Consider the following 10,016-nt stretch of genomic DNA (forward strand, 5'->3'; position numbering starts at 1 on the left):
TGCACGTACACCGCTGCACGTACACCGCTGCACGTACACCCCTGTACGTACAGCGTCCGTGTGGCTACTTCTTCCTGCCGCGCTTCTCGCGCACCCGCACCGAGATGTGGATCGGGGTCCCCTCGAAGCCGAACTCCTCGCGCAGCCGGCGCTCCACGAAGCGGCGGTAACCGTGCTCGATGAAGCCCGAGGAGAAGAGCACGAAGCGCGGCGGCTTGGTGCCCGCCTGCGTGCCGAAGAGGATGCGCGGCTGCTTGCCGCCCCGGATCGGGTGCGGGTGGGCGGCGACCAGCTCGCCCAGGAAGGCGTTGAGGCGGCCCGTCGGGACACGTGCCTCCCAGCCCGCAAGCGCGGCCTCGATCGCCGGGACCAGCTTCTCCATGTGGCGGCCCGTACGCGCCGACACGTTGACCCGCGGCGCCCACGCCACCTGGAGGAGCTCGGTCTCGATCTCCCGCTCCAGGTAGTAGCGGCGCTCCTCGTCGAGGGTGTCCCACTTGTTGAAGGCGAGGACGATCGCGCGGCCCGCCTCGACGGCCATCGTCACGATGCGCTGGTCCTGGACGCTGATGTTCTCGCTGGCGTCCAGCAGGATGACCGCGACCTCCGCCTTCTCGACGGCGGCGGCGGTGCGCAGCGAGGCGTAGTAGTCGGCGCCCTGCTGGAGGTGGACCCGCTTGCGGATGCCGGCCGTGTCGACGAACTTCCAGGTGACACCGCCCAGCTCGATGAGCTCGTCGACCGGGTCGCGGGTGGTGCCCGCGACCTCGTTGACGACCACGCGGTCCTCGTTCGCCACCTTGTTCAGGAGGGACGACTTGCCGACGTTCGGGCGGCCGATGAGCGCGATGCGGCGGGGGCCGCCGAGTGCGATGCCGAAGGTCTGTGCCGGGGCCTCGGGCAGCGCCTCCAGGACGGCGTCCAGCATGTCGCCGGTACCGCGGCCGTGCAGCGCCGAGACGGGGTGCGGCTCGCCGAGGCCCAGGGACCAGAGGTACGAGGCGTCGGCCTCGCCGCTCAGTCCGTCGACCTTGTTGGCGCACAGGACGACGGGCTTGCCGGCCTTGCGCAGCAGGCGGACGACCGCCTCGTCGGTGTCGGTGGCGCCGACCTTGGCGTCCACGACGAAGACGACCGCGTCGGCCGCCTCGATCGCGAACTCGGCCTGCGCGGCCACGGACGCGTCGATGCCGAGGACGTCCTGCTCCCAGCCGCCGGTGTCGACCAGCTTGAAGCGGCGGCCCGCCCACTCGGCCTCGTAGGTGACGCGGTCACGGGTGACGCCCGGCTTGTCCTCGACGACGGCCTCGCGGCGGCCGATGATGCGGTTCACCAGGGTCGACTTGCCGACATTCGGGCGGCCGACCACGGCGAGGACCGGGAGCGGGCCGTGGCCCGCCTCCTCGATCGCACCGTCGATGTCCTCGGTGTCGAAACCCTCTTCCGCGGCGAGCTCCATGAACTCCGCGTACTCGGCGTCGCCAAGTGCCCCGTGCTCGTGCTCCCCGCCCGAGCTCTCGGAGTGGATCTGGTCGTTCATGAAGTCCGTACCTCGTTCATCGTGGTGATCGGTGGAACCGGCCCGTTCCGGGTCGATCCACTACTCAAGTACTCAAATCAAGTGTCGCTCAGCGTCCGGTGAGACGCCTGGCGTTTTCCAGGTGCGTGGTGAGCTGCCGCTGGACGCGTACGGTCGCCTCGTCGAGTGCCTTGCGCGTACGCCGTCCGCTGCCGTCACCCGCCTCGAAGGGGTCCCCGAAGACGACGTCGAGTCGGCTCCGCAGCGGGGGCAGCTCCTTTACCAACCGTCCGCGCCGCTCCGTGCTTCCCAGGACGGCGACCGGCACGATCGGGGCCCCGCTGCGCACCGCGAAGTAGGTGAGCCCGCCGCGCAGCGAGGCGAAGTCGCCCTCGCCGCGGGTGCCCTCGGGGAAGATCCCGAGGACGCCGCCGTCGTCCAGGATGCCCAGCGCCTGGGTGATCGCGGTGCGGTCGGCGACCGCACGGTCCACCTTCACCTGCCCGACGGCGAGCAGGAAGGGGCCGAGCGGGCCGACGAACGCCTCTTTCTTGATCAGGAAGTGCGTCGGCCGGGGTCCCACGCCCATGACCACAGGCCCGTCGATGATGTGGGAGTGGTTGATGGCGAGGATCGCCGGGCCGGTCGCCGGGACCTTCCAGGCGCCCAGGACGCGCGGCTTCCACAGCCCGTACATCAGGCCGACGCCGATACGGCGGCCGATGTCGGCCCGCCGGGCGGTCTGGGCTTCGCTCACCTCGTGCCGGGCTTCGCTCACCTCGTGGCCCGCTTCCCCTCGACGAGGGTGACGACGCACTCGATGACCTGCTGGAGTGTGAGGTCGGAGGTGTCCACCTCGACCGCGTCGGCCGCCTTCGCGAGCGGTGAGGTCTTGCGGGTGGAGTCGGCCACGTCCCGCTTCATCAGGGCCTCGCGGGTCGCGTTGACGTCGGCGCCCTTGAGCTCACCGCTGCGGCGGGCGGCGCGGGCCTCCGGCGAGGCGGTGAGGAAGATCTTGAGGTCGGCGTCGGGCAGCACGGTCGTCCCGATGTCCCGGCCCTCGACGACGATGCCCCGCCCGGCCGCCGCCGCGATCGAGCGCTGCAGCTCCGTGATCCGGGCGCGGACCTCGGGGACGGCGCTGACCGCGCTGACCTTCGAGGTGACCTCCTGGGTGCGGATGGGGCCCGCGACATCCGTGCCGTCGACCGTGATGGCCGGCGCCGCGGGGTCCGTACCGGACACGATGTCGGGCTTCCCGGCCGCCGCCGCGATCGAGGAGGGGTCGTCGACGTCGATGCCGTTGGTCACCATCCACCAGGTGATCGCCCGGTACTGGGCGCCGGTGTCCAGGTAGCTCAGGCCGAGCTGAGTGGCGACGGCCTTCGAGGTGCTCGACTTGCCCGTGCCGGAGGGACCGTCGATGGCGACAATCACGGCCGGGGCGGTCCGGGCGGCGGTGGATTCCACGGGTGCGGACACCTTCCTGGTACGGGTTGCTGGGCTTGTTCGGGGCACGAGCGCGCCCCGAACAAGGTTACTGGCTCTCCGGACCCCGTCTTACGACCCCTGCGCCGGCCTCTCCGAGGGGTGCCGCGGCTGGGCTCGGACGTGTGGCGGGTGCGGGTGCGGGTGCAGGTGCGTGGGGGCTGGCCGCGCAGTTCCCCGCGCCCCTGCAGGCGCGCCCGGCCCTACTGCCGGATCGCCCAGCCCCGGTCCCGCAGGGCCGCCGTCAGCACCGGTGCCGCCGTCGGCTTCACCATCAGCTCCATCAGGCCGATCTGCTGACCCGTCGCGTGCTCGATGCGTACGTCCTCGATGTTGACGCCCGCGCGGTCCGCGTCGGCGAAGATGCGTGCCAGCTGGCCCGGCTGGTCGTCGATGAGGACGACGACGCTCTCGTACGGGGTGGGGGCGGTGCCGTGCTTGCCGGGGACGCGGATCTGGCCGGCGTTGCCGCGGCGCAGGACGTCCTTGATGCCGGTGGTGCCCTCGCGGCGCTTGGCCTGGTCGGAGGACTGGAGGGCGCGCAGGGCCTGCACGGTCTCGTCCAGGTCCGCGGAGACGTCCGCGAGCAGGTCGGCGACCGGGCCCGGGTTCGCGGAGAGGATGTCGATCCACATCCGCGGGTCGGACGCGGCGATCCGGGTCACGTCGCGGATGCCCTGCCCACAGAGGCGTACGGCCGCCTCCTCGGCGTTCTCCAGCCGCGCGGCGACCATGCTGGACACCAGGTGCGGCATGTGCGAGACGAGCGCGACCGCGCGGTCGTGGGCGTCGGCGTCCATCACCACCGGGACGGCCCGGCAGTGCGAGATGAGCTCAAGCGCGAGGTTGAGCACCTCGGTGTCGGTGTCCCGGGTCGGCGTCAGCACCCAGGGACGCCCCTCGAAGAGGTCGCCGGTGGCGGCCAGGGGGCCCGACTTCTCGCGGCCCGACATGGGGTGCGAACCGATGTACGCGGACAGGTCGAGCCCCAGCGCCTCAAGCTCGCGGCGCGGCCCGCCCTTGACGCTGGCCACGTCGAGGTAGCCGCGTGCCAGGCCGCCCCGCATGGCGTCCGCGAGCGCCGCGGCCACGTGCGCGGGCGGCGCCGCGATGATCGCGAGGTCGACGGGGCCCGCGGGTTCCGCGTCCGTGCCGGCGCCGAGCGCGACGGCCGTACGGGCCTGCTCCGGGTCGCGGTCGGTGAGGTGTACGACGACGCCGCGCGCGGCCAGGGCGAGCGCGGCGGACGTCCCGATGAGGCCGGTGCCGATGACGAGCGCGGTCCTCACTGGGCGATGTCCTTGCGCAGCTCGCCCGCGGCACCCAGGTACACATGCGCGATGTCGGCGCGCGGCAGGTCGGTCTCGATGTGCGCGAGGACCCGTACGACCCGGGGCATCGCACCTTCGATGTCCAGCTCCTGCGCGCAGATCAGCGGTACGTCGACGATGCCGAGCTTGCGCGCCGCGGCCGCCGGGAAGTCGCTGTGCAGGTCGGGGGTCGCCGTGAACCAGATGCTGATCAACTCGTCGTTGGTCAGCCCGTTCCGCTCCAGGATGGCGGTGAGCAGCTCGCTGACCTGCGCGTCCATGTGCCCGGCCTCGTCCCGCTCCAGTTGGACGGCGCCCCGGACCGCTCGTACCGCCACGGTGATGCTCCTCGCTGATGTACGGATCGGCTTTGGTGCGTCCAGCCTAAGGGCTGTCCCTCGGCCGGCCGAGACGCGGCGCTCGCCTGCCGAGACGGCCGCGGCGCGCCCTTCCTGCCACGTGGAGCGAGGTGACGCTTTGGGCGTGATCGTCCTCGGATTGCCGCGAAGTCGCTCATGTACGCCTCTGGACGCCGGGGCCGCGGGTCCGCTTGCATGGTGAGGCTGTCCGCGCCACGCCTCGGGGGAGGCACGATGAAGCGTTCCGGACCACTTTTCACGCTCCTCGCGGGGCTGCTGCTCGCCCTGTTCATGCTGTCGGTCAACGCGACGACGGGGACGCGCAGCGCATCGACCGGGAGCGAGTCGCCGGCCGACGCCGTGTCGTCGAGCCCAGCGCCCACGGCGGCACCCACCGCGACGGCCACGGTGACGCCGGACAAGCCGTCACCGTCACCGTCCCCGCCACTGTCGCCCGGCCCGTCGAGGTCCGCCGTGCGGAACGGCGACTACGCGGGCCGCACGGACGACGACTCCTCCGCTGTCGCGGTGACCCTGCGCGACGGCAAGGCGGTCGCGTACTTCTGCGACGGCCGGAACCAGGAGTCGTGGCTGAAGGGCGACGTCGAGGCCGACGGCAGCATGCGCCTCACGGGCGGCAAGGACAAGGACCAGGTCCTCACCGGACAGCTGACCGGCAAACGGATTCGCGGCACCGTCGACATGGGGCAGCGCAAGTACGGCTTCACGGCCGACAAGGCCGTCAAGCCCTCCGGGCTGTACCGCGCCACCGCCACCGTGCGCGGCGCCAAGGTCGACGGCGGCTGGATCGTGCTGCGGGACGGCCGCCAGGTCGGCATCCTCAAGCGCGACGGCAAGCCCACGCCTGCACCCCGTATCGACCCGGAGACCGGCGCGGTGACGGTCGACGGAAAGCAGCTCACCGCGCGACCTGTGACCCCGTGACCCCGTGACCCCCGATTCCGTAACTCCGCTCTTCGCGCCGCACAGTTCGCTCCGTTCTTCGTTCCGCGCCTTGCCCCACCGACCGCGTGCCCGCGTGACCCGCGTGACCGCAGGGAGCCGACCATGACCGTGGATCCGAACGCCGCCACCCAGGGCTTCCCGCCGCACGGCCCCGTCCCCCGCCGCCCGGGAGCCGCCCGCTATCTCGTACCCGCCCTGGTCGCGAGCGCGGTCGCGGTCGGCCTCGGCGCCTACGGGAACCTGCACGACCCGGAGGGCACCGCCTTCAACCTCGCGGGCTTCAGCAGCACGGGCGCGGTGAAGTCGTGGCTGGCCACCGTCGCGACGGGCTTCGCCGTCGTACAGCTCGTCTCGGCGCTCATGCTGTACGGGCGGCTGCCGGGCCCGAGCTGGTCCGGAGCGCTGCACCGCTGGTCGGGCCGGATCGCGTTCCTTGTGGCGGTACCTGTCGCGGTGCACTGTCTGTACGCGTTGGGCTACCAGACATACGAACCGCGTGTCTTGTGGCACTCACTCCTGGGTTGCTTCTTTTTCGGTGCATTCAGTGCCAAAATGCTGCTGCTCCGCTCGGAGCGACTGCCCGGCTGGGTACTGCCCATCGTCGGCGGGCTCGTCTTCTCCGCCCTCACGGTGATCTGGCTGACCTCCGCCCTCTGGTTCTTCCGTACCTTCGGAGTGACGACATGACGAATTCCTCGACGCGGCGCACGGTGCTCGCGGCGGGCACGGCGAGCGCACTGCTCCTGGGCTGCAGCGAGTACGGCGACGAGAACGGCGGGGGCGACACGGAGGAGGCCTCCTCCGCGGCTCCCTCGGGCAGCGCGAGCGGAGGCGAGGCGCCCGGCGGGCAGGAACTCACCAGGACCGGCGACGTCCCGGTCGGCGGCGGCAAGATCTTCAAGGCCGAGAAGGTCGTCGTCACCCAGCCCGAGCAGGGCGACTTCAAGGCCTTCTCGGCGATCTGCACCCACGCGGGCTGCATCGTCGCCAATGTCTCGGACGGCACGATCAACTGCACGTGCCACGGCAGCAGGTTCCGTGTCGCCGACGGCTCGGTGGCCGGCGGTCCGGCACCGAAGCCGCTCCCGGCGAAGCAGATCACGGTCGACGGCGACTCGATCAGCCTCGCCTGACCTGCCTCGTCCGGCCGCCCGCCTCGCGGCACTCGGCGGAGAGGATCCCGTCAGGTCCCGTCAGGCATCCCAGAGCGCGCCGAACGCCATCAGATCGCCCTGGTGCTCGATCCTGTCGGCCCACTCCGTGGGCCATGCGTCGGCGCCGAGGTACGCCCCCGCGAAGGCGCCGGCCAGACAGGCGATCGAGTCCGAGTCCCCGGAGGTGCAGGCAGCCCGGCGCAGGGCCGTCACCGGCTCGTCCACGAAGAGCAGAAAGCACAGAAGACCGGTGGCGAGCGCCTCCTCGGCTATCCACCCGGCACCGGTGGCGAGGCACGGGTCCGTCTCCGGGGACGGCGACCGCAGGGCCCGCTCAAGCCGCTCCAGGACCTCCAGGCACTCGTCCCAGCCCCGCGAGATGAAGTGCGTCGGCGTCGGGTCCTGGGCTCGGGTCCACAGATCGCCGAGCCAGCGCTCGTGGTAGCTCGTCCGGTTCTCGTACGCGTACGACCGCAGCAGTCCGACCAGTCCCGTCGGTTCGGCGCCCTGCGCGAGGAGCCGTACCGCGTGCGCGGTGAGATCGGATGCGGCAAGGGCCGTCGGGTGGCCGTGGGTGAGAGCGGCCTGCAACTGGGCGGCGCCGGCGCGCTGTTCGTCGCTGAGTCCGGGGGCGAGACCGACGGGCGTCACGCGCATGTTGGCGCCGCAGCCCTTCGAGCCCACCTGGCTGGCGTCCTGCCAGAGCCGGTCCTCGCGCCGCAGCTTCTCGCAGGCGACGAGGCAGGTCCGGCCGGGCGCTCGGTTGTTCTCCGGCGACTGGTACCAGTCCACGAACTCCTCGCGCACGGGCCTCTCCAGCCGCTTGGGCCCGAGCAGCCCCCGGTCCATGGCCGTACGCAGCCCCCGCGCCAGCGCCAGCGTCATCTGCGTGTCGTCGGTGATGTACGCGGGATCGGGCAGCTCCAGTTCCCGCCAGGGCCCGAACGTGCCGAGGATCGACGGCACGTCCTTGAACTCGGTCGGGCAACCGAGCGCGTCCCCGAGGGCGAGCCCGACCAACGCGCCGGTGGCGGCCTGCTTCCTGACGGTCGTGGTCATGAGAATCGTCCTTCCGAAGACGAAGACGGCGCCGAAGACGGCGAGGGAGACGGAGACGGCTGGGACGGCGCGGGCGCAGGTCGCAGCAGCGGCGGATGCAACGCCGTGGCGGCCCCCGCCCGGTACAGCGCGGCGGGTTTCCCCCGACCTCCGGTCAGCCGCGCCGCGCCCGGGACCGGTTCGACGAACCCGGACGTGGCAAGGACCTTGCGCCGGAAGTTCGGGCGGTCAAGAGTGGTCCCCCACACCGTCTCGTAGACCTGCTGAAGCTCCCCGAGGGTGAACTCCGGCGGGCAGAACCCCGTGGCGAGGCAGGTGTACTCGAACTTGGCGCCGACCCGGTCATGGGCGTCGGCGAGGATCCGGTCGTGGTCGAAGGCGAGCGGCCCGACACCGTCGTACGGCAGCCAGCGCGCGCTCGCCGCGTCCCCGCCGCCGCGCGGCTCGGGAGCGTCCGGCAGCAGCGCGGTGTACGCGACGGAGACCACGCGCATCCGGGGATCGCGGTCCGGCTCGCTGTAGGTGCGCAACTGCTCCAGGTACAGCCCGGAGACGTCCGACAGGCCGGTCTCCTCGGCGAGTTCGCGCCGGGCGGCCGTCTCGGCGGACTCCGCCGGCAGCACGAACCCGCCGGGCAGCGCCCAGCGGCCCGCGTACGGCTCCTGTCCGCGCTCGATCAGCAGCGCCTGGAGCACGCCCGCCCGGACCGTGAACACCGCGAGGTCGACGGTGACGGCGAAGGGCTCGAAGGCGTGCTTGTCGTAGCCCTCCATGCCCCCCTCCTTCTCCACGTGTGCGATCACCTTGCCGGGCGACGGCCCGGACCGGGACCACCCCCGTGGACCCCGCTCCATCGGCCGCGCCCGGCAAGGGCGTTCCCTTAATGGTCAGTACGACTATAAATAGCGAACCGCACGCCCACAACCCCCGAACGCACATCGGCCGGCCCCGGGAAGTCCCGGAACCGGCCGATGCCGTACCAAACAGGTACCGAACAGGTACCAATGCTCTTTCTAGAGGCCGACTTCCTGCATCAGCATCCCAACCTCGGTGTTGGACAGCCGCCGCAGCCAGCCCGACTTCTGGTCGCCGAGGGCGATCGGCCCGAACGACACGCGCACGAGCTTGTCGACCGGGTAGCCGGCCTCGGCGAGCATGCGCCGCACGATGTGCTTGCGGCCCTCGTGCAGCGTCACCTCGACCATGTAGTTCTTGCCGGTCTGCTCGACGACCCTGAAGTGGTCCGCCTTCGCGTACCCGTCCTCCAGCTGGATGCCGTCCTTGAGCTGCTTGCCCAGGTCGCGCGGGATCGGGCCCACGATGTGCGCGAGGTAGACCTTCTTCACGCCGTACTTGGGGTGGGTCAGGCGGTGCGCCAGCTCACCGTGGTTGGTGAGCAGGATGAGGCCCTCGGTCTCGGTGTCGAGCCGTCCCACGTGGAAGAGCCGCGTCTCGCGGTTCGTCACGTAGTCGCCGAGGCACTGACGGCCCTCGTTGTCCTCCATGGTGGACACGACACCGGCGGGCTTGTTGAGCACGAAGAACTGGTACGACTGCGTGGCCACCGTCAGCCCGTCGACCCTGATCTCGTCGTTCTCCGGGTCGACGCGCATGCCCTGCTCGACGACGATCTCGCCGTTGACCTCGACGCGCGACTGCTCGACCAGCTCCTCGCAGGAACGGCGTGAGCCGTAGCCCGCGCGCGCGAGCACCTTCTGCAGGCGCTCGCCCTCCTGCTCGGCGCCCGGGAAGGTCTTGACCGTCTTGGCGTCGGGCTTGCCCGCGTACCGGTCCCTGTTGCGCTCCTCGGTGCGCGTCTCCAACTCACGGGAGCGCGCGTTCTCCGTACGGCCGCCGCGGGACTGGCCCTGCTTGGGGCCGCCCTTGGCACCGCCGCGGGCCGCGTTGCCGCGCCCCGACTTCGCGCCCTCGTGGGTGGCGCCGGGGCCTACGTCGTAGCGACGCTCCTCGGGACGGGGCTTGCCGGGCCGCTTCGGCCTGTCGTCGGGCCCTTGCGCGCCGTTCTGCTGGGAGCCGCTGCCGGCGGCTCCCCGTGAGTTGTATCCGCTGCCGGAGGTACGGGGGCCACCGCCGCCCGAGCCACGAGAGCCACCGCCCCCACCGCCGGACCCGCGAGGGTTGCCGCCTCCACCGCCGGAGC

Annotated in this window: 11 protein-coding genes; 3 read left to right on the top strand and 8 right to left on the bottom strand. The window is 71.6% G+C overall.

Translation table 11 applies throughout. The features are described from left to right. Positions 1 to 64: 64 nt before the first annotated feature. The 5 genes from der to aroH all read right to left on the bottom strand — a co-directional run bounded on the left by der (position 65) and on the right by aroH (position 4,655). Entirely contained in the window at positions 65 to 1,540 is a 1,476-nt protein-coding gene (gene der / locus AOK01_RS37785; RefSeq protein WP_055519804.1) for a ribosome biogenesis GTPase Der, read from the bottom strand. Between the two features lie 88 nt (positions 1,541 to 1,628). Beyond that, on the bottom strand, positions 1,629 to 2,336 hold the full coding sequence (locus AOK01_RS37790) for a lysophospholipid acyltransferase family protein (protein WP_190853456.1): 708 nt from the start codon (positions 2,334 to 2,336) through the stop codon (positions 1,629 to 1,631). Then, positions 2,294 to 2,989: a (d)CMP kinase gene (gene cmk / locus AOK01_RS37795; RefSeq protein ID WP_055519806.1), complete on the bottom strand. Its 696-nt coding sequence runs from the start codon at positions 2,987 to 2,989 to the stop codon at positions 2,294 to 2,296. The genes AOK01_RS37790 and cmk overlap by 43 nt, the downstream gene beginning before the upstream one ends. Positions 2,990 to 3,210: 221 nt before the next feature. Then, the gene (locus AOK01_RS37800; protein WP_055519808.1) at positions 3,211 to 4,296 is read right to left on the bottom strand and encodes a prephenate dehydrogenase; all 1,086 of its coding nucleotides are present in this window, start codon (positions 4,294 to 4,296) and stop codon (positions 3,211 to 3,213) included. Then, positions 4,293 to 4,655, bottom strand: coding sequence for a chorismate mutase (aroH, locus tag AOK01_RS37805; RefSeq protein ID WP_055519810.1), 363 nt, complete (start codon positions 4,653 to 4,655; stop codon positions 4,293 to 4,295). Before aroH ends, AOK01_RS37800 begins: the two co-directional genes overlap by 4 nt. A 255-nt stretch (positions 4,656 to 4,910) precedes the next feature. Between aroH and AOK01_RS37810 the strand changes: the two genes are divergently transcribed. From AOK01_RS37810 to AOK01_RS37820, 3 genes are all read left to right on the top strand, one after another. Continuing rightward, positions 4,911 to 5,621, top strand: a complete 711-nt coding sequence (locus AOK01_RS37810; RefSeq protein WP_055519811.1) for a hypothetical protein — start codon at positions 4,911 to 4,913, stop codon at positions 5,619 to 5,621. Between the two features lie 123 nt (positions 5,622 to 5,744). Then, on the top strand, positions 5,745 to 6,329 hold the full coding sequence (locus tag AOK01_RS37815) for a DUF6529 family protein (RefSeq protein WP_055519813.1): 585 nt from the start codon (positions 5,745 to 5,747) through the stop codon (positions 6,327 to 6,329). Then, on the top strand, positions 6,326 to 6,775 hold the full coding sequence (locus tag AOK01_RS37820) for a Rieske (2Fe-2S) protein (protein ID WP_055519815.1): 450 nt from the start codon (positions 6,326 to 6,328) through the stop codon (positions 6,773 to 6,775). The genes AOK01_RS37815 and AOK01_RS37820 overlap by 4 nt, the downstream gene beginning before the upstream one ends. 60 nt (positions 6,776 to 6,835) lie before the next feature. Here the strand turns inward: AOK01_RS37820 and AOK01_RS37825 are convergent, their stop codons facing one another. From AOK01_RS37825 to AOK01_RS37835, 3 genes are all read right to left on the bottom strand, one after another. Then, positions 6,836 to 7,855, bottom strand: a complete 1,020-nt coding sequence (locus tag AOK01_RS37825) for an ADP-ribosylglycohydrolase family protein (protein WP_055519817.1) — start codon at positions 7,853 to 7,855, stop codon at positions 6,836 to 6,838. Beyond that, complete coding sequence (locus AOK01_RS37830) at positions 7,852 to 8,628, bottom strand: NUDIX hydrolase (protein WP_055519819.1); 777 nt, start codon at positions 8,626 to 8,628, stop codon at positions 7,852 to 7,854. Before AOK01_RS37830 ends, AOK01_RS37825 begins: the two co-directional genes overlap by 4 nt. A 240-nt stretch (positions 8,629 to 8,868) precedes the next feature. Beyond that, positions 8,869 to 10,016 (bottom strand): pseudouridine synthase (locus tag AOK01_RS37835; RefSeq protein WP_055519824.1); only part of this gene is annotated, 1,148 nt, incomplete at its 5' end.

Source organism: Streptomyces aurantiacus (genome assembly GCF_001418335.1).
GTDB lineage: Bacteria > Actinomycetota > Actinomycetes > Streptomycetales > Streptomycetaceae > Streptomyces > Streptomyces aurantiacus.